Annotated in this window: 19 protein-coding genes and 1 tRNA gene; 4 read left to right on the top strand and 16 right to left on the bottom strand. The window is 63.9% G+C overall.

Translation table 11 applies throughout. The features are described 5' to 3' along the window. Positions 1–16: 16 nt before the first annotated feature. From prsR to F468_RS0100220, 4 genes are all read right to left on the bottom strand, one after another. The gene (prsR, locus tag F468_RS0100235; protein WP_018174994.1) at positions 17–1,354 is read right to left on the bottom strand and encodes a PEP-CTERM-box response regulator transcription factor; all 1,338 of its coding nucleotides are present in this window, start codon (positions 1,352–1,354) and stop codon (positions 17–19) included. A 26-nt stretch (positions 1,355–1,380) separates the two neighbouring features. Continuing rightward, positions 1,381–3,447, bottom strand: coding sequence for an XrtA/PEP-CTERM system histidine kinase PrsK (prsK, locus tag F468_RS0100230; RefSeq protein ID WP_018174993.1), 2,067 nt, complete (start codon positions 3,445–3,447; stop codon positions 1,381–1,383). A 3-nt stretch (positions 3,448–3,450) separates the two neighbouring features. Continuing rightward, positions 3,451–4,845, bottom strand: coding sequence for a TIGR03013 family XrtA/PEP-CTERM system glycosyltransferase (locus F468_RS0100225; protein WP_012983858.1), 1,395 nt, complete (start codon positions 4,843–4,845; stop codon positions 3,451–3,453). A 133-nt stretch (positions 4,846–4,978) separates the two neighbouring features. Then, positions 4,979–5,617, bottom strand: coding sequence for an XrtA/PEP-CTERM system exopolysaccharide export protein (locus tag F468_RS0100220; protein ID WP_012983857.1), 639 nt, complete (start codon positions 5,615–5,617; stop codon positions 4,979–4,981). Between the two features lie 518 nt (positions 5,618–6,135). Here F468_RS0100220 and F468_RS0100215 point away from each other — a divergent pair. Both F468_RS0100215 and galE read left to right on the top strand, forming a co-directional pair. Beyond that, positions 6,136–6,717 (top strand): ElyC/SanA/YdcF family protein, encoded by a 582-nt coding sequence (locus F468_RS0100215; protein WP_018993292.1) that lies wholly within the window; start codon positions 6,136–6,138, stop codon positions 6,715–6,717. Between the two features lie 60 nt (positions 6,718–6,777). After that, entirely contained in the window at positions 6,778–7,830 is a 1,053-nt protein-coding gene (gene galE / locus F468_RS0100210; RefSeq protein WP_018994381.1) for a UDP-glucose 4-epimerase GalE, read from the top strand. Between the two features lie 336 nt (positions 7,831–8,166). On the opposite strand, the gene F468_RS13970 is transcribed toward galE, so the two are convergent. Continuing rightward, positions 8,167–8,619 carry a very short patch repair endonuclease gene (locus F468_RS13970; protein ID WP_018994380.1) on the bottom strand — a complete coding sequence of 151 codons (453 nt, stop codon included), beginning with the start codon at positions 8,617–8,619 and terminating at the stop codon, positions 8,167–8,169. Between the two features lie 59 nt (positions 8,620–8,678). Between F468_RS13970 and F468_RS0100205 the strand changes: the two genes are divergently transcribed. Further along, on the top strand, positions 8,679–10,286 hold the full coding sequence (locus F468_RS0100205) for a DNA cytosine methyltransferase (RefSeq protein WP_018994379.1): 1,608 nt from the start codon (positions 8,679–8,681) through the stop codon (positions 10,284–10,286). A gap of 21 nt (positions 10,287–10,307) precedes the next feature. On the opposite strand, the gene F468_RS13965 is transcribed toward F468_RS0100205, so the two are convergent. The 5 genes from F468_RS13965 to F468_RS0100185 are packed head-to-tail and all read right to left on the bottom strand — an operon-like array spanning position 10,308 to position 17,427. Beyond that, positions 10,308–11,069 (bottom strand): hypothetical protein, encoded by a 762-nt coding sequence (locus F468_RS13965; protein WP_081601277.1) that lies wholly within the window; start codon positions 11,067–11,069, stop codon positions 10,308–10,310. Further along, on the bottom strand, positions 11,059–11,952 hold the full coding sequence (locus tag F468_RS0100200) for a hypothetical protein (protein WP_018994378.1): 894 nt from the start codon (positions 11,950–11,952) through the stop codon (positions 11,059–11,061). Before F468_RS0100200 ends, F468_RS13965 begins: the two co-directional genes overlap by 11 nt. Continuing rightward, positions 11,945–13,792 (bottom strand): hypothetical protein, encoded by a 1,848-nt coding sequence (locus F468_RS0100195; RefSeq protein ID WP_231373163.1) that lies wholly within the window; start codon positions 13,790–13,792, stop codon positions 11,945–11,947. The genes F468_RS0100200 and F468_RS0100195 overlap by 8 nt, the downstream gene beginning before the upstream one ends. Continuing rightward, complete coding sequence (locus F468_RS0100190) at positions 13,785–14,801, bottom strand: PD-(D/E)XK motif protein (protein ID WP_018994376.1); 1,017 nt, start codon at positions 14,799–14,801, stop codon at positions 13,785–13,787. Before F468_RS0100190 ends, F468_RS0100195 begins: the two co-directional genes overlap by 8 nt. Further along, a complete protein-coding gene (locus F468_RS0100185; RefSeq protein ID WP_018994375.1) occupies positions 14,791–17,427 on the bottom strand; it encodes a Z1 domain-containing protein in 2,637 nt (878 codons plus the stop codon). Before F468_RS0100185 ends, F468_RS0100190 begins: the two co-directional genes overlap by 11 nt. A gap of 520 nt (positions 17,428–17,947) precedes the next feature. On the opposite strand from F468_RS0100185, the gene F468_RS0100175 reads away from it, so the two are divergent. Then, the gene (locus tag F468_RS0100175; RefSeq protein ID WP_018994373.1) at positions 17,948–18,367 is read left to right on the top strand and encodes an SRPBCC family protein; all 420 of its coding nucleotides are present in this window, start codon (positions 17,948–17,950) and stop codon (positions 18,365–18,367) included. 3 nt (positions 18,368–18,370) lie between these two features. Here F468_RS0100175 and def read toward each other — a convergent pair whose 3' ends face one another. The 6 genes from def to moaC form a co-directional block, all read right to left on the bottom strand. Further along, the gene (def, locus tag F468_RS0100170; protein WP_018994372.1) at positions 18,371–18,907 is read right to left on the bottom strand and encodes a peptide deformylase; all 537 of its coding nucleotides are present in this window, start codon (positions 18,905–18,907) and stop codon (positions 18,371–18,373) included. 28 nt (positions 18,908–18,935) lie between these two features. Next, positions 18,936–19,011, bottom strand: a tRNA-Phe gene (locus tag F468_RS0100165). A gap of 92 nt (positions 19,012–19,103) precedes the next feature. Further along, on the bottom strand, positions 19,104–19,379 hold the full coding sequence (locus tag F468_RS0100160; RefSeq protein ID WP_012983847.1) for an oxidative damage protection protein: 276 nt from the start codon (positions 19,377–19,379) through the stop codon (positions 19,104–19,106). After that, positions 19,363–20,418 (bottom strand): A/G-specific adenine glycosylase, encoded by a 1,056-nt coding sequence (mutY, locus tag F468_RS0100155; protein ID WP_018994371.1) that lies wholly within the window; start codon positions 20,416–20,418, stop codon positions 19,363–19,365. The genes F468_RS0100160 and mutY overlap by 17 nt, the downstream gene beginning before the upstream one ends. Before the next feature lie 70 nt (positions 20,419–20,488). Then, a complete protein-coding gene (locus tag F468_RS0100150; protein ID WP_018139472.1) occupies positions 20,489–22,717 on the bottom strand; it encodes an AsmA family protein in 2,229 nt (742 codons plus the stop codon). Then, complete coding sequence (gene moaC / locus F468_RS0100145; protein ID WP_018139471.1) at positions 22,714–23,205, bottom strand: cyclic pyranopterin monophosphate synthase MoaC; 492 nt, start codon at positions 23,203–23,205, stop codon at positions 22,714–22,716. The genes F468_RS0100150 and moaC overlap by 4 nt, the downstream gene beginning before the upstream one ends. Between the last annotated feature and the right edge of the window lie 35 nt (positions 23,206–23,240).

Genomic DNA, 23,240 nt, shown 5'->3' with positions numbered 1-23,240 from the left:
AGTCTTCATGGCGGGTTTACCTCAGGCCAAATTTGTCGAGCAGGCTGTAGAGCGTCGGCCGTGTGATTCCGAGCTGGTCGGCGGCCTGGGCAATGTTGTTCTTGCTGCGGGCCATCGCCTTCAGGATGGCCTCGTGTTCTGCGCTGTCGCGGATATCGCGTAGTCGTACCGCCGGGGCCTCGCCCTCGGGCGGCTCCAGGCCCAGGTCCTTTGCGGTAATCAACTGGCTGTCGGCCATGATCACGGCGCGGCGGATCAGGTTTTCCATCTCGCGCACGTTGCCCGGCCAGTCATAGGACTCGATCGCGTGGGTGGCGTCCTGGGTAAAGCCGCGGCGCGGCCGCCGCTGATCCTGGGTGAAGCGGTCGAGCAGGTAGTGCGCGATCAGCGTTGCATCCCCCTTGCGCTCGCGCAGGGGAGGAATCGAGACCGAGATCTCGCTGATGCGGTAATACAGGTCTTCGCGGAACTCGCCCTGCTGGATCAGCGCCTTCAGGTCCTGGTTCGTGGCGCCGATGATGCGCACGTTGACCGGGATCTCGCTGCGACCGCCGAGGCGTTCGATCTTGCGCTCCTGCAAAAAGCGCAGCAGCTTGGCCTGCAGGCTGTGCGGCAGGTCACCAATCTCGTCCAGGAACAGGGTCCCGTTGTTGGCGTGTTCGATGCGCCCGATGGTCTGCCGTGTGGCCCCGGTAAAGGCGCCTTTCTCGTACCCGAACAGTTCGCTTTCCAGCAGGTTCTCCGGGATCGCCGCGCAGTTGATCGCCACGAAGCGTTCATCCGCGCGCCCGCTCAGGTCGTGCAGCGCGCGTGCCAGCACCTCCTTCCCGGTGCCACTCTCGCCCAGCAGCAGCACGGTGGCGTCCGAAGGTGCGACACGCTCGACTACTCGGCAGACATCCAGCATTCCCGGGTCGGCGGTGATGACCCCGCTCAGGGACGCCCCGGGCTTGCGCGCCAGCTTGCGGTTCTCCGCCTCGAGGCCGTACAGGTGGGCGGCGCGATCGACGATCATCCGCAGCAGGTCGGATTCGACCGGCTTGATGTAGTAGTCGTAGGCGCCCAGGGCCACGGCCTTGAGCGCGTTCTCGCGATCGTCATTCCCGGTGACAACGATGACCTTGGTCTCCGGGTCCATCGCCAGGATGTCCTGCAGCAGGGCCAGGCCCTCGGAAGCATTGGCCGGGTCTGGCGGAAGGCCCAGATCCAGTGTCACCAGCTCCGGCTGATGGCGCCGCATCCTGGACATGGCGCTTTCGCGGTCCTCGGCCTCCAGGATCTCGTATCCCTCAAAACACCAGCTCAGCTGGTTGCGCAGACCCTGATCGTCTTCGACGATGAGAAGCTTCAGCATGGAACCCTCGCAATCACCTGCGGCCTTCATGACGGTTCAGCCATGGCCGGTGCCATCTGCAAGGGGAGCTTCAGGGTAAAGATCGTTCCGACGCCGGCCTCGCTGTCGACGGTGATGCGTCCTCCCATGCGCAAAACTCGATCCCGCGCCTCATATAAACCAATCCCCATCCCTGCATTTCCCTTGGTGGTTTGAAAGGGCTTGAAGAGCCGATTTTTTAGAAAAGCCGGCTCCATACCGCTCCCCGTGTCTTCAATTTGAACAATAGCCCAACCCCCTTCGGTGTAAAGATTGAGATTGATTGAGCCGTCATCCGGCGTAGCTTCTTGAGCATTTCTTACAAGATTGAGTAGTACATTTTTAAGTCCCTCCTGGTCCCCGATGACGGCCGCGGGTTCGCGCAGGTCGAGCCGCGGCAGGGGCGAGCGGTGGCTGCTGGCCTCGGAGACCTCGGCGAGAAGCCGATCCAGCGGGATGATGCGGCTCGGTGTGTCGGGCGTGGCCTGGGCGTGGCGCAACTGGGCCAGGGTCCGCTCCAGCCGGTCGCGGGCATTGCTCACCGTGTTCAGGGCATCGCGGACAAAGTCCGGGTTGGACAGGTGACGCTCCGCGTTGGAGCACACCAGGGACAGCTGGGCCGAGACGTTCTTGAGGTCGTGCACCAGAAACGCCGCCAGTCGGTGAAAGGCCTCGAACTGGCGGGCCTCCAGCAGGGCCTCGTCGGTCTGCACCAGCGCGACATACACCGCGAGCTGGCGCCCGGCGGTCTTCAGGAGGTCGCGTTCCTCCCAGTCGATCTTGCGCGGCGCGCGGGGCTGGGCGAGCACGACGAACCCCTGCAGACGCTCGCCCTTGAGCAGCGGCACCACCACCCACAGGCGCGTGTTCTGCGCCAGCCATTCGGGCAGTTGCAGGCCCTGATACAGCTCGGGGTCTCGGCGGTATTCGTTGAGGTCGATCACCCAGCCGGTGCGCGCGACGAACTCCACCAGTGCCCCGTCGGGCTCCTCCGGGGGATAACTCGGATCGCCCAGGTTCAGTACCCCCTCCAGGGCGTAGGGGCCGTTGCGGTCGCGCACCCACAGCAGCCCCCCAGGGCTGTCCACCAGTTCGCCGATCGCCTGGATGGCGCGTTGGCGGAACGGGATCTCGTCATCCTCGGCCGAGAGCGTTCCGGTAAACCGCAGCCACTCCTGGCGGTAATCGAACGAGTAGCGAAAGAAGTGCTTGGCCAGGAAGACGCGCAGACGCGACCGCAGACTGCCCGAGGCGACGATGACGGCCAGCAGCAACGCCGCGCCGAACAGAAACACTACCTGCAGGAAGGCACCCAGATCGCCCCCGACATGCCGCAGGTAGTACCCGGCGGCCCCGATGGCGAACAGATAAAGCCCGGCGCCGATCAGCGCCGCGGTGTGAAACAGCAGGTGGCGCGAGACCACCGGGGCCTCGCGGGCCTGCAGCGGCCGGCGGGCCAGCGAGATCGCGAGCAATGGCACGATGAGCGCATTGACCAGGCCGCGGGCCTGCCAGGCCGGGCTGTTGATCGCCCCGAACAGTACGAGATCGGCAAACAGGAAGAGGTCGAAGGCGAACATCGCCCCGAGGCCCAGGCTCAAGAACTTGATCTCCCAGCGCCGCTGCAGGGGCGTATTGCGAAAGACCTGCTCGACCAGCACCAGGCCCAGCACCGCCATGCCCAGCATCGCAGTGCCCACCCAGGCGCCATAGGTTATCGGGAGCGGCAGTGCCAGGGCAGCGAACACGCCGAACATCAGCGCGGCGGTGACGATCATCGCCGTGCGCAAGGGTGCGGGTGGGCGCGTGCTCGGCTCGCCGCGACGGGCGAGCAGGGCGAACAGGACCGCGAACCACCCGGCGTTGCGCAGCACCTCGAAGGCCCCGCCGGAGACCGGTGCCTCGCCGATCTCGTGCGCCACGAGCGCCATGTGCAGCGCCCAGATCACCGACAGCAGCGCCGCGCCCGCGACCCACAGGCTCCCCGGGCGCTGCCGCCAGGTCCACAGGGCCAGCACCACCAGGACGAGAAAGGCGAGGGCGGCCAGGAGATAGCTGGGCGCGGCGAGATTCATGGCTCAGCGGGCCCCGCGGCCAAACAGGACGACGCGGACCGTCTCGAACAGGATCATCAGATCCATGAACAGGCTGTGGTTCTTGACGTAGTACAGGTCGTACTGGAGCTTCTGCCGGGCATCCTCGACCGATGCGCCGTAGGCGTAGCGCACCTGCGCCCACCCGGTGATACCGGGGCGGATGCTGTGGCGCGCGAGGAAATACGGGATCTGCTCGCTGAGCTGCTCCACGAACACCGGGCGCTCCGGGCGCGGCCCCACGAACGACATGCGCCCCTGAAACACGTTGATGATCTGCGGCAGCTCGTCGATGCGTAGCTTGCGGATTACCCGGCCCACGCGCGTGATGCGGTCGTCGTCACCGCTGGCCCAGCGGGCCACGCCGTCCCCTTCGGCATCCATGCGCATGCTGCGGAACTTGCAGATCTCGAACGGCGTGTTGCCCTGGCCGACCCGGGTCTGCCAGTAGAGCACCGGCCCCGGGCTGTCGAGCTTGATGGCGATCGCGGTCAGCAGCATTACCGGCAGGGTCGCCACCAGCAGGGCCGTGCTCGCCAGCAGATCGAAGCTGCGCTTGACCAGGGCGCGTGCGCGGTGCTGGCGGAAGCCCCCGCCAAACACCAGCCAGCTGGTGTTGATCCCGTCCAGCTGGAGCTGGCGGTCCTCGCGCTCGAAGAAAGTCGACAGGTCCGTGATGCGGATGCCGTTGAGCTTGCATTCCAGCAGCTGGTTGATCGGCAGGTTCTCGCGGCGCTCGCGCATGCCCACCACGATTTCCTCCACCCGCAGCGAGCGCGCCACATCCAGCAGGCTGGTCTTGTCGTCCAGCACCCGGAGTCGTTGCTGGTCCACCAGCCGATCGGTCTCGCGCTCGGTCGCCACATAGCCGACGACCTGATAGGTGGCATCGCCCCCGTCGGGTCCGGCATGGCGTACCTCCAGTGAGCGCGCACGGCTGCCCGTGCCCAGGACCAGGATGCGCCGCTTGAAGGCATCGGTCTCCGACAGCCCGCGAAAGAGGCTGCGCTCGGCCGTCAGGCTTGCCAGCAGGATCACCGCGCCACTGCCCACGATCGTCGGTGTCAGTACGCTGCTGGCCGTGAGCAACCCGTAGATCGCCAGCGCGCCACCCGCCAGGACCAGAGCCCCGCCCAGGCGCACCACAGCGGATCGCAGGCTGAACCTTGCCAGGCACTCCTGCTCGTAAAGCCCCACCAGCATCACCGCGAACAGCACCACCGCCACGGCGATCAGGAGTTCCGGCATCCAGGGGGCGACCGGGCCCAGCGACAGGGCGAACAGGGCGAGCGTCAGGTAGAGCGCGATGTAGATCGCAACCAGCTCCAGCCCCACCAGCGCCAGGATCCGTCGCGATACGTAATGTCCAAGTATGCGCATGCTCAAGATGCCCCCCGGTCACCTCCCCCAGAGCCGGGGAGGCGATCGATGCCTGTTTCTTTCCCGAAACCGGGTTGTCCGCTCGGCTTGTAACCTGCGGGCGCGGCAAGAGGCCTTGCCGTGCCCGCACCGGTCAGAAGCGGCGTTCCGGGATGATCAGGATGTCGCCCGGCAACATGTCCACGTTGGCCGAGATGTCGCCCCCGTAGATCAGGTCGTTCAGGCGGACGCGGTACTGCTGGCGTTCGCCGTTTTCGTTGCGCACCAGCACGGCGCGGTTGCCGGCCGCGAAATCGGTAATCCCGCCGACCGCGATCATCACATCCATTACGGTCATCTCTTCGCGGTACTGCAGCGCCTGAGGCTCGGCCGCCTGGCCGATCACGCGCACCTGGCGGGCATAGGGGCCAGCAAAACTGGTCACCATCACCGTCACGATCGGGTCGCGGAGGAAGTCGGAGAGCTTGTCTTCCATGTCCCGCGCCAGCTCACTGGGGGTTCTGCCGCTGGCCTGCACGTCTTCCACCAGCGGCGTGGTGATCTGGCCATCCGGCCGCACCGCCACTGCGGTGGACAGATCCGGGTTGTTGCGAACCGCGATATTCAGCGTGTCTCCGGGACCGATGATGTACTGGTCCACCACCGTTTTTTCCACGGTCGAGGGGGCATCCGGATAGGGCGTGGTGGTGCAGGCGCTGGTCGTCACCAGGACGAATGCCAGGGACAAAATGAGAACAATAAAAGCACTTTGTGGGCTGGTCTTGACGGTCATCGCTTGTCTCCCCTTTGGGCGTGTAAGGAAACGCTTCCGCTTCCTTGAGTCAGTCCAATTTGACACCGCCGACTTCATTGTCCGGCGAAACCCGGACCCGGCCCTGATCGTGCCCGGACCCGTCTCCGTTTAGCCTCGAAACGGTGCGGGCAATAGCAAGCACTTAGTTAGTATTGGCTATTCCCCTGGATAATCGATGTTAGACGTGGCACCCGGCCCAGACCATCAGTCTTTAGACTGACGATGGGGTGTTTTCCGTTCGGTTTATTTGGTCCTTTCAAATCCCGTTGGTGGGCCCAAAATAGGGTCCTTGATTTTGCGTCTACTACCGGGGAAAAACGTTGGACCCCATCCCTCTGCGTCTGCTAGCCAATTGGCTTCTTCTGCCTCCTTCCGGTCCTCTCATACTTGCCATTGTCGGGTGGGTTATTTACCGAACAAATGTTGGAAAATTGCTGTTGGTAATCGGCCTTCTATTGAGCTATTCCTTGTCTACTCCTGTATTTAGTTACGCCCTCATGAAGCCCTTACAGGAGGGTTTTGCGCCGCCGGACGACAACCAGCTGGCGGACGCACAAGCGATTGTGGTGCTGGGGGCCGGGTATCGCAGTGGAGCCGAGGAGTTCTCGGGCGAGACCGTCCACGACCTGGCACTGGTGCGCCTGCGTTACGCGGCGTACCTGCACCACCGCACCGGGCTGCCCGTGATGGTTTCGGGCGGGGGCCCCGAGGAGCGAGTTCCAGAAGCCGACTACATGGCAGAGGTACTGAAGGAATATGGCGTCCACCCGATCCTGCGGGAACCCAATGCGCGCGACACCTGGGGCAATGCCCGGCACTCCGCCGAGCAGCTGCATGCAGAGGGGATCGAGCGCGTGGCACTCGTGAGCCATGCCCATCACATGCCGCGCGCCACTTGGTCATTCGAGCGCGCGGGCCTGGAGATTATCCCGGCCCCGACCGGTGCCTTTGTGCCGCGTGATAGCGGCTGGTCCCTGGAGGCCTTCCGCCCACAGGCCAGTGCGCTCTGGGCCAGCTGGCTCGCGCTGCACGAGTACTGGGGCATGGCCTGGTATCGCTGGCAGTACGGGCCCGAATAGCCCGGCACGCCACTCATTTATGTACAGCCGTTCGATCAACGACGAGGCGAAGGTTTGGCGATGAAAATCCTGGTAACCGGTGGAGCGGGCTATATTGGTTCACATGTCGTGCGCCAGTTGCTGGCCGATGGTCACGATGTCGTCGTCTACGACAATCTCAGCACGGGGCACCGCTGGGCCATTGGGCATGCCGCGCTGATCGTTGGCGACATGGCCGACCGCCAGCGCCTGCACAGTGTCCTCGGGGAATATGCGTTCGACGGCGTCCTGCACTTCGCCGCCAGGATCGTCGTCCCGGAGTCGCTGGCCGATCCACTCGGATACTACGGCAGCAACACCCGTAACACCCTGAACCTCCTGGAGGGGTGTCAGGCGACAGGCGTGCGTTTCCTGGTCTTTTCGTCGACCGCCGCGGTGTACGGTATCCCGGCACAAAACCCCGTCGACGAAACCAGCCCGCTGCTGCCCATCAACCCCTATGGCGCATCCAAGGTCATGTCCGAGCGGATGATCGCCGACTTCGGTCAGGCGAGTGATCTGCGCTACGTCTGCCTGCGCTATTTCAACGTGGCCGGCGCGGCCCCTGACGGGACGCTGGGCCAGGCCACTCCCAACGCGACCCACCTGATCAAGGTCGCCTGCCAGGCCGCCCTGGGCGAGCGCGAAAACATCACCGTCTTCGGGACCGATTACCCAACCGCCGATGGCACCTGCGTAAGGGACTACATCCACGTCGAGGATCTCGCCGCCGCCCACCTGCGCGCGATGGACTACCTGGTGGCGGGCGGCCCCTCGCAGGCCCTCAACTGCGGCTATGGCCACGGCTACAGCGTGTTGCAGGTCCTCGAGTCCGTGCAGCGCATCAGCGGTTACCGATTCCCCGTGATCCATGGTCCCCGCCGTGCCGGCGATCCGCCAGCCCTGACCGCAGACGCGTCCCGCATCCGCGACCTGCTGGCCTGGTCACCCGAGTACGACGACCTGGACCTCATCGTCCGCCACGCCCTCACCTGGGAACGCCGCATGACCACCGCAGCCGCACCCCCACTGGCCGTCCGCCTCCACCCCCTGCCCATGCCGGAAACCACCGCCCACGCCTACAGCGCCCCCTGATCCTCCGTTGAGGCGGCCGTCCGCAAGCGGGCAGCCTCTCCCGTTACAGGACCGTGCGGCGGTTTCGGTTACGAGCCTTTCGGGGGGGCGAGAGAGTACATCCCTCATGCCTCGTCTCCCATCAATTCATCGCGCTTGAGTAAGCGCTGGTAGCCGGGTGCGCTGCCGCCTCAGTGACGGGCGGAAGAGTGTCGGCGTCCGTTGGGCGAGCGGGCGGTTGGCCTCGCGGGCTCGCGATAGCTCGATGATTCCAGCGGCATGAAATCCGGTTTCCATCGGGACTGTATGGGAAAGGCTGGGTCGAACCTGGTACCATGCCGCGCAGGGCTTGGCTGGCTACTTTGGGTGAGGCCATTCATATTGCTGCTGGGCGCCCTTGATCCATCCGGGGAGCCAAGCCAGATCAGAGTCTTTGGGTTGCGGTCCCTTGAGTCCACACTCCCAGATCGTGAGAACGCGCCAGCCTGAAGCGAGAAGCGTCTCCCGGTTGCGGCGGTCTCGCCTGATGTTGGCTGCAAATTTCGCCTGCCAGCGGTCTTGATTGGTGGCGGGGGTAGTACAGAGCCGGCAACCCTGATGTCGATGCCAGAAACAGCCATGTACAAAGACAGCAAGGTTGTGCTTTTTGAGTACCAGGTCCGGTTTTCCGGGGAGTGCCGAAACGTGCAGCCGATAGCGAAACCCTCGGGAGTGAAGGAAGCGTCGGACCCTCATTTCGGGCTGCGTGTTGCCAGACCGAATCCCGGACATCATCCGGGAACGGGTGGCTTTGTCCACTACGTCAACCATTCGCACATGATCCCGGTCTCTGCTCCTCAGGGGCAACTCTCGGCCTCAAGGACAGGTTAGTGAACCAGCGCATACCGGTAGTTGATCTCTTTGCGGGTCCTGGCGGGCTGGGTGAAGGGTTTGCCTCACTCAGCGACTTCTTTCGCATAGAGGTGTCCGCGGAATGTTCGGTTCCTGCTCACAAGACACTGAGGCTCCGGGCATTCAAGCGACTTCTCGAGGAAGGCGGAAGCTCCCTGGACGACTATTACCGGTACGTTCAGGGACACACCTCCGTCCCTTATTCGGACAGAACCCGAGATGTATGGGAAGAGGCCAGCCACGAAGCGCTGTGTGTCACGCTCGGCGACCCGGACGATGACAGGTGGTTCGCTGGCAAGCTCGATGAACGAGGGTTCGACGGCGCGAATGGCGTCCTGATCGGTGGTCCTCCGTGCCAGGCGTACTCGCTTGTCGGCCGTGCCCGGAATCGCGGTATCGCCGGGTACGTGCCCGAGGAAGACAAGAGGCATTTTCTTTATCGTGAATACCTCAAGCTGATCCAGCACTATCGCCCGGCCGTCTTTGTAATGGAGAACGTGAAGGGGATTCTTACCTCCAGGGTCGGTGGCGAACGAATCTTTCACCGAATTCTGGAAGACCTGGTGGATCCCGACGAAGCCCTCGGGCGGGGCAGCAGCGGCCCGGGTTATCGCATCCACTCTCTCGTTGATCCCGAGGTCGTCTTCAGGCGGGGTGACTCGCCCGCTTGCCTTCGAGGCCACGAGTTTCTGGTCCGCTCCGAAGATTACGGTATTCCACAGACCCGGCACCGGGTCTTCCTAGTCGGCGTTCGGGAAGACATAGAAGCTGCCCCCGGGGTGCTGGAAACTCGCCAGAAGATCTCCCTCAGTCAGGCCCTGGCCGATCTTCCGCCGCTTCGAAGCGGGCTGTCTCGGGATGACAGCCAGGAAGCCTGGCTAGACGCTGTCCGAGATCAGATCAGCCAGCTCGCCCGTGACGCGCGGAGTCACGGTCAGAGCGATATTGCGTCCAGCCTCGAGCGTACGAGTCGCGAGATACGGGACAGGCAAAGCTGGTCCCGTGGTGGCCTGAGATGTCCGAAGGTAGCGAGCTGCCGGCTCCCGGAACACGAAGCACTCGAGCAGTGGTGGAACGACAACAGGCTGGAGAGCGTACTCAATCACGAGGCCCGCTCCCATATGCCCAGTGACCTGGGTCGATACGTCTACGCAGCGACATTCGCCAGGGAGTACGGCCGTTCTCCTTCCGGCGCTGGAGACTTCTCCTTGCCGAGTCTGGCTCCCAACCACGCAAACTGGATGAGTGGAAAATTTGCGGACCGCTTCCGTGTCCAGTTGCGAGACGAGCCGGCGAAGACGATAACAAGCCACATCTCGAAGGACGGGCATTACTACATTCACCACGACCCGGAACAGTGCCGATCCCTTACGGTACGCGAAGCCGCCCGCATCCAGACGTTTCCCGACAACTACTTCTTCGAGGGCAATCGTACTGAGCAATATCATCAGGTCGGTAATGCCGTACCGCCCTGGCTCGCTCGACAGATTGCGCTGCTCGTGAAGGGAGTGCTTGTCGCTCACGAGCAAGAGAAGGGGCGTGGCACGGCCCTGGCCGATGACCAAAGTGCCGAAGTCGCTGTCTAAATACGGCCGGGCAGGCCGCGGTCACCCCGGACGAGAGAAATTTCTCAGGGCCGAGTTAAATACCGCGCTGACTCTTCCTAGAAGCTCGTTGTCCCCAAGCCCGTCGATGTCCTGCGTTACTCGATACGCAGTGAGGTTGCGAATGGCATCGCGAGTCAGGGCTTCCATCGGAACACCGGGGTTTTCCTGCCGTATCCGCTTCCAGACTGATGCGATCGTCCGTGCAGTTCTTGGGCTGGCAGAAAGATCCGGGCGCTCAATGATTTGCACAAGGGCATCTTGTGTGAGTGGCTCGAGGCTGTTCCAGCCTGGCCCGCGACCATCATTGTGGTCGGCCCCGATTAGATAACCACGCCGCCACAGGACCCCAAATGTATTACGGATACCGCCCGCCCAGCGTTCGCGCTTTCGTCCTGGGAATCGCCAATCGGTCAGATCCGGCATCAAGACCAGAGTGAAGTACGCCCAGACTCCCTTGCGACATGCCTCGCAGGCGGGGATCCCAGCGTCCTCAGCCAGATAGCGGGCGGCGCGAAAATCAAACTGACGGACCTCTTCGTCACCGCGCGTATCCGGAAATCCATGTTCACGGGCGAGCCGGACAAGATCATTCCGGATGCGACGCAGCTTGTCGAAGTTGCACCTTGTCCCGCCAGTGGCCGTAAATGTGGCGGATGGATGGCGCACATCCTCGAACTCGACCGGACCACAGAGCCGGGCGACCTCGTTCCACAATGCATCGGCGGCAAAGCCGTCAAGTCTGGGGAACAGCTCAACCGTCATGCTGCCCTCCAAACACGGTGAACACTATTGCTTCGAAATCTGCAGGACGCTGCTCGAACATGTCCCGGATTTGCCCCGCTGTCTGGTCGGGGAATGCCGCATCGAGCCACGCGGCAGCAACGGCACCAATGCTGCCGTTTGGGTAATCCTCGGCGCGCAGGGTGAATTCCTCACTGTGGAGCAGGCGGGCCAAAATGTGGCGGACGAGGTCACCTTGCAGGATGGGCATCATAAGGGTGTCCTTGCGCGAAACTGCGTCGAGAACATCCTGCCGCTTGGTGTTAAGGATTACCTGAAACGCCGCTTCAAACCGGTCGTCGAGTCGGCTTTCCTCGAGCCGGAAGTACCACGGCGCCAAGGCGTACTGTGCTGAAACTTCGGAAAAGTCTCTGGCCTCCATCGGCAGCCTGCCGCCTCCTCCTTCGAGCCGGCACCTGAACTCGTCTTCCCACAATCGGCTGCCCGGAGCCATCGGCGCAAGCCGCTCGATACGCTCTGCGCGTTCGACCGAAAGGACTGTCACAAGGTCGATGTAGCCCTGCAGCTCGGCCCCTTCGAGCGCCAGGGGCCCAATGTCTAGCTGTACGCTCCCGGAGCAATCCCTGAGTGCCCGTTCAAATATGCACTTTCGCAGCTTGAGCTCCCCGGTCGCGGCATATACATGCAACAGAAGACTCGAGGACGGTCCGAGTCCTGTGTCACTCCACAAACCCTCTAGGTCAAGTTCCAGCGTGCGTTGTAGACCGAGACTGACCGAATAATCCCAGTCCGGGAGCAGTTCCGGAAGCACGCACGCACCATCGGTGTCCGGCCCCATCCAGGGCCCAGCTTCAATGCGGGATACACTGGGTCGCAGGAATGGAAATGCGAAGACCTCACTCATCTGCTGCCTCCCGGACCGCTAGACGGGGCCGTACAGCCACGCCGACCGGAACAGTCACCCGAAGCTCTCCTTCGGTTGAGTCTTCGGGCAGGCAAACTTCCAGAGACTCGGATGGCGAATGGTTCTCACCTGACAGATTCCATCCCCGGATTTCCGGCTTGTCGCCATCCGGAGCAATACCGAGCAACTCGCCGCTCCCTTCCGTCACGATGGCGGGGTCCGCGGACAGGACGACGCTGGTTCCCGCACGCCCCACGACCTGGAACCGGAAGGTGGCGACCGTCTTCTGCCCCTCCGCTGCCAGCTTCTCCAGCTTCAGCCCTGACAGTTTCAATGCCCGCGGCTTGTTGTGGCCGCCCTTTGGGCGATGGCGAGGCAGTGCGCGATCGCCGTCCCCCGAGAGAAGAGCGCCTCCGAGCATGTCGGCGGCTGGGGCCAGTCCTTCCGATGCGCCACCGGAAGGGTCGCGCCGCTCGGGGTTCAGCTCATCCATCAGCTCCTTGATACGGGTCAATGCGACGTTGACATAGGTTCGCTTCGGAGATTTCGGCAATGACCTGGGATTCCAGTCATCATGGGTCGGCGGCTCCGAGGCCGCGAACGCCTGCTCGATCTCCTCGTCGTTACTGCACACAAACACGCCAGCCCATTCGAGGCGGTTGTTGGGCAGCGGCGTTCCTTCGAGATACTTCACGACCAGTTCGGCAGGTCGCATCAAGGCCACATGGCGGCTGACATCCGGGATGGAAATGCCCACATCCCGATCACTGTCGAAGGTCCGTTCCTCGTGAAGGCCGCGCTGATATCCCATCCAGCCCAAGTGCGCTTTCGGTCGCCTGCTTCGAACTTCTCTGGTGTCCCCGTTCGGCGCCGACCGAACCTGTTGAAGGGCCTCTGCATAGAGGTGAAAGGGCGGCGTCGACTCGACCGAGGGAATTTCGCATGGCTGACCCTCCACTTCTAGAGCAAATTCCATGGGGCTCAGGGGCTGGCCGGGCCACGGCACCATCTTCGGCCAGAAGAACCACAGGAACGCCTTCTGGACGTGTTCGGCAAGACCCTCGTGATCGTCCCATTCCACTTCCAGTGTCGGGTCGAGGATCATCACTGATGTACCACTGCGCCCCTTGCGGTCGGGCATCCCCAGCCCGTCCGCAAGGCGGGTGGCTTCCTCGTTTCTGACAGGGTCCACCGCGCCGCCGGCGGGAGCACCCGCTCCCCACCAGTGTCGGCCTGTAAAGCTGCGGCCGGTCTCCGGGTCATAAAATTCTTCGCCCATCCGGCTGGCCATAAAGCGCCGCTCGCTCGTGCCGTCCTCCTCCTGAGTCAGGCTGTCGACCACAACGGTCTGGCAGGAGCCTAGGGAAAAGAGCGAAGACTTTCCGTAACCATAAGTTCCACCGGAGTGGCTGCCCTCCCTTCTCGGTGCACCGATGTTTCTCAGGAAGCGGACAAATCTGGAGTCCTCTTCCTCGGTCACTTCCGAAGGGCGTGTCTTGCCGGTCAGTCCGTGGGTCCCGAAGTCACAAATTTCGGCAACTCGAATCTCATTTCTCCGGAATAGACCCCGAAGAGGTGACCCGGGGTCAGGCGACAGGTCGCGGAAAACCACCTCCCGTAGAAACCGGTACTCTTCGGGCGACAGGGTTCGAAGTCTGAGAAGGTAAGTCGGCCTGGTGTTCGGAAGGTGGGCATCCCAGCTGTTCTGCACGCTTTCGCGTATTGCGGTCAGGAGCGGTTCAGTTGCCGGCGTTCCTAGCAACCGTCTCGCGCCCTCGCCCGACAAGTTGCCGTAATCGCTGTAAGGCTCGCTGGAGCGGACGACACGAAGGTTATGCATGCACGAATCCCCGGAGAATCTTGTCGCTTTCGTCGCGCGGAACTTCCCACTTCACCACTGCATCGAGGCGAAGGGAGAACGTGATGGAATCAATACCGGGATCGAGTGCGCCGCGGGCAAGCCGATCGGGTGTCAGTCGGGGAAAGTCGGAATCGACTTCGAAGAATCGCCGCGGGCCGGCACTGAAGCGATGGGCCTCCCAGCGGCTGGCCGACAGATTCGAGTAGTCGACCGCCAGCAGGCGTTCCGAAAGTGACGCCGGATCCGAAACTTCCTGATGCAGCGCCTCGACGAGGGCCGGCACGGAGATCTCGCCCTCGGGGTCGGGGACAAGCGTCTGATGAACGAGGTGAAGCCCATTGGGCGGGGGGTCGAGCTGACGGATGCCGTGGATCTCTACCGTGGTTGCTGCGCGCCGCGTGGAGGTCTTCACTTCGAACGAGCGCCCATTGCGATGGAAGTCGTGTTCACCCCCAAGGGGGCCCTCCCATGCGCTCCAGCCCCCCGCGTCCAGCTTCACCAGGTCCCGCAAGAGCATCAGTTCGCCCGCCAGCCCTGCGGCGATTTCGCGGCTGATGGCCTCGCCAGCGCCACCGTCCAACAGGCGCCGGAAATCCATTACCGCGTCCCGCACGGCAGATTGTCCGGAACGCCCCTGGCACATCCGCCGATGAATACTGGCGACCAGTTCCGCGAACACCTGCCGCAGCCGTGGTTCCCGGCAGGTCAGACGGATGACACGCTGACGGCGGCCACCAGTCGACACCGTGCGCGTGACAATTTCCACGTTCCTTCCCGAGAGACCATCGGAGCCCTTTTCGTCAGGCTCGATGGCGACCATCACCGCCGGCGCCCCCGCCTCGCCAAGGGCCAGCATGAAACGATCGCCCAGGCCACACCCCTTCGGCTCGAGCCAGCCATCGTCGCTTTCTCCGACACGCCGGGCGAGGCTTTCCCAGAACCAGAGGATCTCGGGCGGCGCGAGCTGTTCGTCCGTCTCACGCTCCATCCGGATCATCCTCCTCGTCGGCCACAACCTCGTCGAGGGAGACTGTGATGTAGTGTCCGCTGAAACCTCTTGGATCTTCCGGGAACACAACCCCCATTCCGAGAACGTCGTGCGCCGCACCCAGCGACTGGCGCGTGGTCGACTGCGTGTCCCGCGGTTCGGAATCCTTGTCGATGGGATACAGCAACAGCAGAGGAGGCGGCTCCCCGCCGTACTCCTTCGCTCGATGATCCTTGAGCGCTGGCCAATCCCGCCTCTCGGGAACGGGCCCGGCCGTATCCACCAGGATGTCCATGCGAGACATCAACGCCTTGATGTCGGTGCAATGCTCAAGGGACTTCTGGAGCGCAGCACGGTTGACGAGCCTTAGCGGATCAACCGGCCCAAGGGCCAGGCTTCCCGGTTTCGCGCTGGCGGGCATCATTACCGCCACATTCCAGCGCCTCAGTTCGGCGGACTCGTACTTCTCGATGTACTCCCGCAGTGCCTTGGTGTTGGTGCGAACCTGTTCCCGACAGGTCTGGTAGTTACGCAGGAACTCGAGAATCGCGTCCACCGGTACGTTCCGCACTAGGAACGCATTCTGCCGATGCTCGGTATGCACACTCGGATCTTCCACCGCCCGTGTCAGAAGGCGGCCACCAGCCTGCCAGTTCCGCTGCAGCCAGGCTGTGTCCCTGTGGTAGAAGCGGATAGTCTGCAGGTGCTCACCGGAATACGACAATGCAGCTTCCTTCGTGTGCTGCATTGCGGGCCGCCGGGTAACCAGCATGCCGGGAACTTTCCGAATGCGGACACCCCAGTCTATCGGGCGTATGGAGCCATCCCGGTAATAGGAAATCTCCTCCCTCAATTCGGCCTCGATCGTCGCCAGCTCACGGAAACTTGACATCGTTGCAGCAGTCATCCAGATCCGCGGCAATTCCTCGTAGCCGTGTCGATAACCGAACCAGCGCCCCATCTGCATCAGGGTGTCGTACTGTCGGGCATTGCGCCCGAAATAACTGACGACCAGACCCGGCAAGGTCACTCCTCGGGCGAGCCGGTCACCCCCGATGATGACCGCCCATACAGGTTCTCCGTCCCTGGGAAACTCAAGACGCGTTTCACTCACGTAGTTGTCCTGAGCCACCAGCGTGCGCGCCAGGACCTTGTCCGTTTGCTCCAGGACGGTGTCGGTGGCCAGCGGTTCCCTGCCGAACGCAGTTGCCGGCTGGAGCGGATACTCGCGCTCCCAGATGTCCTTGAGCATCTTGTGCCGGGCCGCTGCCGGAGTATCGCGAAATTGGGCAAGGAAACTCCGGACCGTCAGCTCGAGGTTCTGGTGGGCTTCGGTAAGGCGACTGGTGTGCAGCAGCATCGTTGAATGCACCTCATCACCGCGCGCCGTTCTCGCCGCCGTCGCCAGCACGAACCACAGGAGTGCTTCCTGCAACGACGAGGGCAACCCTTGGTCAGGACCCGCCTCTCCCTTTTCGAGTCCCTGGATGGTCTCGATGTCTTCTTCGCGGATCGTCCGGATAACGTCAACACCGTCACCGGAAGGCCCGGGATCATCGGCTGACAGCAGGTCACGCCCGAACAATCGCTCCGCACCGAAGTAATCCGCGGGCGCGGGAATCGACACAATAAAATCTCGCGGGTACAGGTCGCGGTCGTATTCTTCGTTCCCTTCCGCCCCCGGGTTGATCAGGACGTTCGCAAAAGGCGTCGCGGTATACCCGACATAGGAGCACTTGGGCAGACGCCTGAGGATCTCCCGGATGCGCCTGTTGATGGTGGTGGGGTCTTCGTCTGTCTTCTTGGCGACATCAGGGCTCGCCTGGTCGGTCTCGTCATCGATCACCAGGGCCGGCAGCTTCATGCGTGTCGAGAGCGCGGTCTGCTCGAGAAAATCCCTCAACCTCGCAAGAACGTGGGTGTTCTTCTTGACGACGGCAAGGATGCCGCCTTTCCTAGGTTCCACCAAGTTCTGGCGCGTCCCGGCATCGAAATCCTGCTCCCAGGTAGTCAGGTGATCCCAGAGTTCCGGGTGGGCGGCAACCAGATCCTCCTCCATCCGCTCCTGGGTCTGGGTACGCAAGGCATCCGTGACTCCGGCCAGAATAATCACAAGGCGGTAGCCCGAATCCAGGGCCTTGGCAATCACTGCGGTCATGTTGGCCGTCTTGCCGGATTGCACATAGCCGACGACGAGCCCGCGGGCCGAGAACTTTTCCGGTGATTCCGGCGGTGCGAGCCTCGCGACGATGGACGAGGAATGCTCGTCGATCGACTGGACCGAGTCCGCGCTCCAGTGCTTGTCCTCGAGGAGGTGACGTTCAAGACTCGGCCAGAACAGGTCATCCGGTTGCGGGCCGGCATACCAGCGCGTGCGCCCGCGGGCTTCGATGACTGGGACATCGCGTTCCCGGATCGCGGCCATGTCAGCCAGAACCATTTGTTCGATGTCCTCAGCGAGCCGCCAGGCTAACTCCTTGTCGACCTCGAGAAGATCCTCGATCAGTTCCTGAATCTCTTCGCGGGCCTGCTGGGGCGAGCGCGCAGCCCGGAGTTCTTTCCTGAAGCGGTCCTTGAGCTTCTCGACCTGACGCTTGCTAAAGTACTTAGCGGTATCTTCGTCCAATGAAGTGGCCCCTTCTCCGTGTTATCCAGAGAGCATTCTGGGACAAGAATAATGTCCGGCTCTCATCAAGCGCATTCCTGTACTCCTGCTCAGGATCCTACCAGCGTGGGCGCCTAGAAACAGGGCTGTTCCCGTGATCGCCGGGGTCAGACCTTGCCTTTGGCCCTGCGCTGTCCCTCCCCGAAGCAATCCACCATGCCGTTGATGAAATACGGCATAGCCCCTTCCCCATCGCTTCCGGGGTCACCTTTGACCGCCTCGGGAACGGGGTCTAGCGTCAAAGGACAGGGGGCGAGAACGGCCCGACGGAATCCGATGCAACCTCGCGGAATCGCGCAGGAGGCTCACGATGCGCAGCGTAGACAACATGGCGGGGCTGGATGACCTCGCGAAGGCCTGCGCCTACTCCAGCTCCCGCGTGGATATCGACGCCGCGGGCTCCCGCATCATCGTGCACGACTGATCGGGCCTGGGCCGCCGGTCCGACCGGCGGCGACCCTGCAACCTGGAGCGGTGGGCGATGGCGGTGATCCACCACGAGATGGAGATCGACGCTGCTCCGGAGGCGGTGTTCGAGTTGATGGCCCGGGTGGAGGCGTTCGCCGCCTACAGCGAGGCCATCGAGTCCATCACCCGCGTCAGGTCCGAGCGCTACCGCTGGCGTGTGCGGGTGGCCGGGGTGCCGCTGGTCTTTGATGTGGAGGTGCTGGTCGCGGTCCCGCCGCGTCTGCTCGGCTGGCGCGCGCTGGCCGGCTTGTCCTGCGAGGGCTGTTACCGGCTGACTCCGAGCGCGCGCGGCACGCATCTGCAACTGGACGTGCGCTGCGGCGACGAGAATCCCCTGACCGATGGCCTGCTCGGCCTGGCGGCCCACCCGGTGCTGGATGCGCTGGGGGCGGAGGTGGTGCGCAACGCCTGGCCGCGCCTCCACGGGCCATGAGCCCTAGTGCTCCGCGTAGAACTCGCGGTATTCGTCGAGGAAGGCGAGGCGGGTGGTGTCGGTGACGCGGTTGATGAACAGGGTGCCGTCGAGGTGGTCGATCTCGTGCTGGAAGACGGTGGCGAGGAAGCCTTCGGGTTCCAGGTGGCGGGGCGTGCCGTCGGGCTCGTAGTAATCCACGGCGATGCGGCGAGGGCGGGCGACTTCCCCGCGCAGGCCGGGGACCGACAAGCAGCCTTCCCAGTAGCATTGCGGTGTTGAGTCCAGGACGGTCACGGTCGGGTTGACCAGAACGAGGCGACCGGTGGGTATGGCGACGGGGTAGCGGGTATTGCCCGGCTGGATCTCGATCACGGCGACGCGCTGTGGAACGCCGACCTGGGCGGCAGCCAGGCCGAGGCCTTCGCTGGCGTGCATGGTATCGACAAGGTCGTCCACCAGGGCGTGCAGCCCGGGGCTGTCAAAGTCCGAGTCGGGTACCGGGTCGCAGACGCGACGCAGGTCGGGGTGCCCCATGCGCAGGATACGGCGAACGCTCATGGGAAGGATGGTGCCACAGGAGAGATAATGGTGGCCGGGGACGGAATCGAACCGCCGACACGGGGATTTTCAATCCCCTGCTCTACCGACTGAGCTACCCGGCCATTTCTCGGAGGGATTCGCCCTTCGGGCGAAGGGCGGTATTAAAGCGGTCCGTGGCGGCTACGTCAAGCAATCGCCGCCGAACCGCCGGGAATCAGGACTGGTTCGGGTCGACGAAGCCTTCCGGCTTTTCCGAGCCATCGCCGAACAGGAACTTTTCCATTTCCTCTTCCAGGAACTTGCGCGCCTTGGGGTCGACCGGGGTCAGGCGGTATTCGTTGATCAGCATGGTCTGGTGGCCGAGCCAGGCCTGCCAGGCCTCTTTGGACACGTTCAGGTAGATCTTCTTGCCCATCTCGCCGGGGTAGGGCGGAAAATCGAGCCCATCGGCCTCTTTCCCGAGTTTCACGCAGTTAACGGTTCGTGCCATTGCCGGAATCCTTGTGTTCGTGCAGATAACGCTGGATGGGAGCCGGGATGCCGACCGCCCGTGATGTGCCGGGTTTATACCAAATCGCCCTGTCGCCTTCCATGATCCCACACGCGTTCGGCGGGAGCCGGTAGCAGTGGATGCGCAGATCGAGGTGGTAGTGACTGAAGGTGTGGCGCAACCCGGTGGTGTCGTGTGCCTCGGCCTGCGGCCACTGGCTGCGCACCCACTCGTCGAGCTCGGGCGCCGCGGCGGCCTCGGGGAGGCTGTACAGCCCGCCCCAGATGCCTTGTGCCGCGCGTTGTACCAGCAGGCTGCCCTGCACGGTCTGCAGATGGGCGGCGTGGCGAATGCGCGTGGGCAGGTCCTTGCGTGGGCGCGGCGCGGGCAGCTCTCCGGTCCGGTCTTGCGCCAGGGCCTGGCAGTCGCCGGCTACGGGGCACTGCGGGCAGTCCGGGCGCGTGCGCGTACACAGGAGGGCGCCCAGGTCCATGATGGCCTGGGTGTAGTCGGCGCAGCGGGTGGTCGGGGTGCGTGCCTCCGCCTCGGCCCACAGTTCGCGCTGGACGCTCGGGCTGCCGGGCCAGCCTTCGATGGCCGCGTGGCGGGCGAGGACGCGCTTGGCGTTACCGTCCAGGATGGGCTCCGGCCGGTCGTGGGCCTGGGCGATGATCGCGGCCGCCGTGGAGCGGCCGATGCCGGGGAGCTGTTCCAGGGCCTCGCGCGTATCCGGAAAGTCTCCGCCATGCTCGCTCACGATGTGCTGTGCGGCGCGATGCAGGTTGCGGGCGCGGGCGTAGTAGCCGAGGCCGGACCACAGATGCAGGACCGTGTCCTGGTCGGCGGCCGCGAGGGATTCGACGTCGGGGAAGTGCTCCATGAAGCGCAGGAAGTACGGGGTCACCGTTTCCACGCGTGTTTGCTGCAGCATGATCTCGGAGACCCAGACGCGATAGGGCGTGCGAGGGTGCTGCCAGGGGAGGTCGCTGCGGCCGTGCCGGGCGAACCAGGCAAGCAGCCGTTCGGCAAAGGGTGTCATTGCGGGGGTGTCGAAATGAAGCGGCCGGCCTCGAAGGCCGGCCGCTTGAATGCCGAGTTCGCCGGCACGATTACCGCAGGCGCTCGCGCAGGCCGCGTTCCAGCTCGCGTCGAAGATCGCGTTCGCCGGACTCTTCCGTCTCGCCTTCGGCGTCGTCACTGCGATCGCCGTCGAGGCGCTGCATCAGGCGATCGCGCAGGCGCTCTTCTTCTTCGCCCAGGCGGTCGCGGACATCGTCCTCGAAGCGCTCGCGCAGGATGTCTTCCAGGTCGAGGCGAAAGCTGGGGTCGCCAAAGGTGCCCGAGATGCGGATCGGCAGGCGGATGCCGCTCAGGTCTTCCAGGGAGCGTCCGCCCTGGCCCTCGAGGGTGCCCACGATGGTGGTGTTGACGAGGTAGTCGAGGGTGTCATCGGTAAGATCGGCGCTGCCCTCGCCACGCACGCGCAGGAGCGGGGAGTTGGCCACCAGGTCGTCGTTGTGCACGACGCCATCGCGAATGTCGAAGGTGCCGGTCAGGTCGCTGAAGTCGGTCTGGTTGGGTTCGTCTTCTTCCAGCCGTTCACCGCGCAGGCGCGCCTCCGCTCGGCGGATCACCTGGGCGACGTTGATGCCACGAACGGCACCGTCGGAGAACTGCATGGAGCCGGAGCCGTTCAGTGCGCTGCGCAGCGCGTTGACGGTGTTTCCGCGAGTGGCGATATCGAGTTCCAGATCGCCGATGCCCATGAGCCGCGCGTCATCGCCCTGCATGTCTTCCAGCAGGGCGCCGATGTCCAGGTCGGCCAGGTCGGCCGCGAGTTCGTAGCGCGGGGTGTCTTCGCGTACGTCGACGCGCACGCGGCTGGTCAGCTGGCCTTCGTAGGCTTGCGCTTCCAGCGGGTCGATGCGCCAGTCGCCTTCGTTGGCGCGGATCTCCAGCTGGATGTTGCGCATCACCATACCCAGAGCGTCCAGGCGCTCCAGCGCCATCTCGCCGCGTACGTCGATCCCGCGCAGCAGCTCCACCGGAAGCTCGATGGCGATGTCGTCATCGTCGTCGCGTTCGCCATTGGAGGGGCCGCCCTCGGTGCGGGCCTGTTCCACTTCGGGTGGCAGGTAGCGATCGAGGTTCAGCTCGTTGCCGCTCAGGTCGAAGTCGAACAGCGGACGCTCGCCACTGGTGTCCCACCGGGCGTTGCCGGTCAGCCGCGTATCGTCGATGGTCACCAGGAACGGGCTCAGCTCCAGTGACGTCAGGCTGCCGCGGGCCGAGAGGTCCAGCGCCACACGCTTGAGGGCGTCCGGGTCATTGGTTTTGGGCGGTTCGAGACCGATATCTTCCATCAGGTCCGGCACCGAGAAGGTGTTGCTGCGCAGTTCGCTGCGCACGGCCAGCTCTTCGCCGGCGCCCAGCCCGGTCAGCTCGGTGAAGCCCGTCAGGCGCACATCACCCACGCCAACGGTTACGCGCTCAAAGCGCATCTTGGTCTCGTCAGCGATTTCCAGCGCGACGTCGGTTTCCAGCGAGACGCCGATCGGGCGCGGCAGTCCGGCGCCTTCTACGCCAAAGTTCGCGTTCAGGCGGCGGATGGAATAGCGATTGCTCAAGAGGTCCAGATTCATCAGGCCCTCTAGGTTCATCGCGAATTCGACCGGCTCGTCCAGGTCACCGCCCTCGGCGTTGACCACGGCCTCCATCTCCAGTGGTGTTTCCACCCCGGGGCGGAAGCGACCGACCTCGAGGCGGAAGGGATCCAGCGTGGCCTGCAGTCCGGTCATGCGGTCGTCCCAGTGCACCCGGGTGTTGGTCAGGGTTACACCGGCGATGCCGATGCGCTCCATGGCCAGACGCGATTCGGTGGCGGTGCGTTCCTCGCCGTTGTCGCCGGTGACGGCCTCGTCGCGGGCATCCTCGGCACGCTCGGTCAGGTCGTCCCAGTTGGTGCGCCCGTCTTCGTCGCGCGCCAGGTTCAGGCGCACGCCATCCCCCTCGATGTGTCGCACGTCCAGCTCGCGCCGAAGCAGCGGCATCACCGCCACGGAGACATCGACGACATCCAGCTCGGCGAAGGGATCGTCGCCAAAGCCCTCGGCATTGCCGAAGCGAACCTCTTCCAGGCGCAGGCCGAGGTTGGGGAAGAAGGTTAGGCCGATCGGGCCTTCCAGGGTCAGTTCGCGACCGGTGGCATCGCGGACTTCAGCCTCGATGCGCTCCTTGTAGTCGTTGGCGTCGAAGGTCGCGACCAGGTAAACGGCGACAATCACGGCCAGCAGCAACAGGATCGCGATCAGGGCCAGCAGGCGCTTGATCCATTTCATCGGGGTTCTCCTTGCGTCGTGTCCGCACGCCAGGTGCCGCTGCGGCCGCCACGCTTCTCCAGCAGGCGCACGCCATCGATCACCATGCCGCGGTCCACGGCCTTGCACATGTCATACACCGTCAGCAGCGCGGTGGAGACCGCAGTCAGGGCCTCCATCTCCACGCCCGTCCTGGCGTGGACCTCGCAGGTCGCTTGCACACGGACGGCGGTACTCTCGATATCCAGTTCCAGGGCCACCCGCGTCAGACCGATTGGGTGGCACAGCGGGATCAGGTCACCGGTACGCTTCGCTCCCATGATACCCGCGACACGAGCGATCCCCAGAACGTCCCCCTTGGCATGGCGGCCTTCGCGGATACGCTGCAGGGTCTCCGGCTGCATGTGGATGCGGCCTTCGGCAATCGCCACCCGGTGGGTGATCGACTTGTCGCCGACATCGACCATGTGCGCATGGCCTTCGGCATCGAAGTGAGTGAAATCGTTCATCGTCGCTATAATGCTTGACTTGAACCCGTGATGAC

It is taken from the genome of Thioalkalivibrio sp. ALJ2, from assembly GCF_000378325.1.
Classification (GTDB): domain Bacteria; phylum Pseudomonadota; class Gammaproteobacteria; order Ectothiorhodospirales; family Ectothiorhodospiraceae; genus Thioalkalivibrio.
The sequence above is the reverse complement of the archived record's forward strand: the minus strand, read 5'-3'. Positions and strand labels throughout refer to the sequence as shown.

Coding starts and splice junctions, on each gene's coding strand:
- moaC (WP_018139471.1), bottom strand. CDS start 23,205: ATGAACGATTTCACTCACTTCGATGCCGAAGGCCATGCGCACATGGTC.
- F468_RS0100175 (WP_018994373.1), top strand. CDS start 17,948: ATGGCGGTGATCCACCACGAGATGGAGATCGACGCTGCTCCGGAGGCG.
- F468_RS0100160 (WP_012983847.1), bottom strand. CDS start 19,379: ATGGCACGAACCGTTAACTGCGTGAAACTCGGGAAAGAGGCCGATGGG.
- F468_RS13965 (WP_081601277.1), bottom strand. CDS start 11,069: ATGACGGTTGAGCTGTTCCCCAGACTTGACGGCTTTGCCGCCGATGCA.
- F468_RS13970 (WP_018994380.1), bottom strand. CDS start 8,619: ATGGTTGACGTAGTGGACAAAGCCACCCGTTCCCGGATGATGTCCGGG.
- F468_RS0100220 (WP_012983857.1), bottom strand. CDS start 5,617: ATGACCGTCAAGACCAGCCCACAAAGTGCTTTTATTGTTCTCATTTTG.
- F468_RS0100150 (WP_018139472.1), bottom strand. CDS start 22,717: ATGAAATGGATCAAGCGCCTGCTGGCCCTGATCGCGATCCTGTTGCTG.
- F468_RS0100195 (WP_231373163.1), bottom strand. CDS start 13,792: ATGCATAACCTTCGTGTCGTCCGCTCCAGCGAGCCTTACAGCGATTAC.
- F468_RS0100200 (WP_018994378.1), bottom strand. CDS start 11,952: ATGAGTGAGGTCTTCGCATTTCCATTCCTGCGACCCAGTGTATCCCGC.
- F468_RS0100190 (WP_018994376.1), bottom strand. CDS start 14,801: ATGGAGCGTGAGACGGACGAACAGCTCGCGCCGCCCGAGATCCTCTGG.
- F468_RS0100225 (WP_012983858.1), bottom strand. CDS start 4,845: ATGCGCATACTTGGACATTACGTATCGCGACGGATCCTGGCGCTGGTG.
- def (WP_018994372.1), bottom strand. CDS start 18,907: ATGAGCGTTCGCCGTATCCTGCGCATGGGGCACCCCGACCTGCGTCGC.
- galE (WP_018994381.1), top strand. CDS start 6,778: ATGAAAATCCTGGTAACCGGTGGAGCGGGCTATATTGGTTCACATGTC.
- prsK (WP_018174993.1), bottom strand. CDS start 3,447: ATGAATCTCGCCGCGCCCAGCTATCTCCTGGCCGCCCTCGCCTTTCTC.
- F468_RS0100215 (WP_018993292.1), top strand. CDS start 6,136: ATGAAGCCCTTACAGGAGGGTTTTGCGCCGCCGGACGACAACCAGCTG.
- prsR (WP_018174994.1), bottom strand. CDS start 1,354: ATGCTGAAGCTTCTCATCGTCGAAGACGATCAGGGTCTGCGCAACCAG.
- mutY (WP_018994371.1), bottom strand. CDS start 20,418: ATGACACCCTTTGCCGAACGGCTGCTTGCCTGGTTCGCCCGGCACGGC.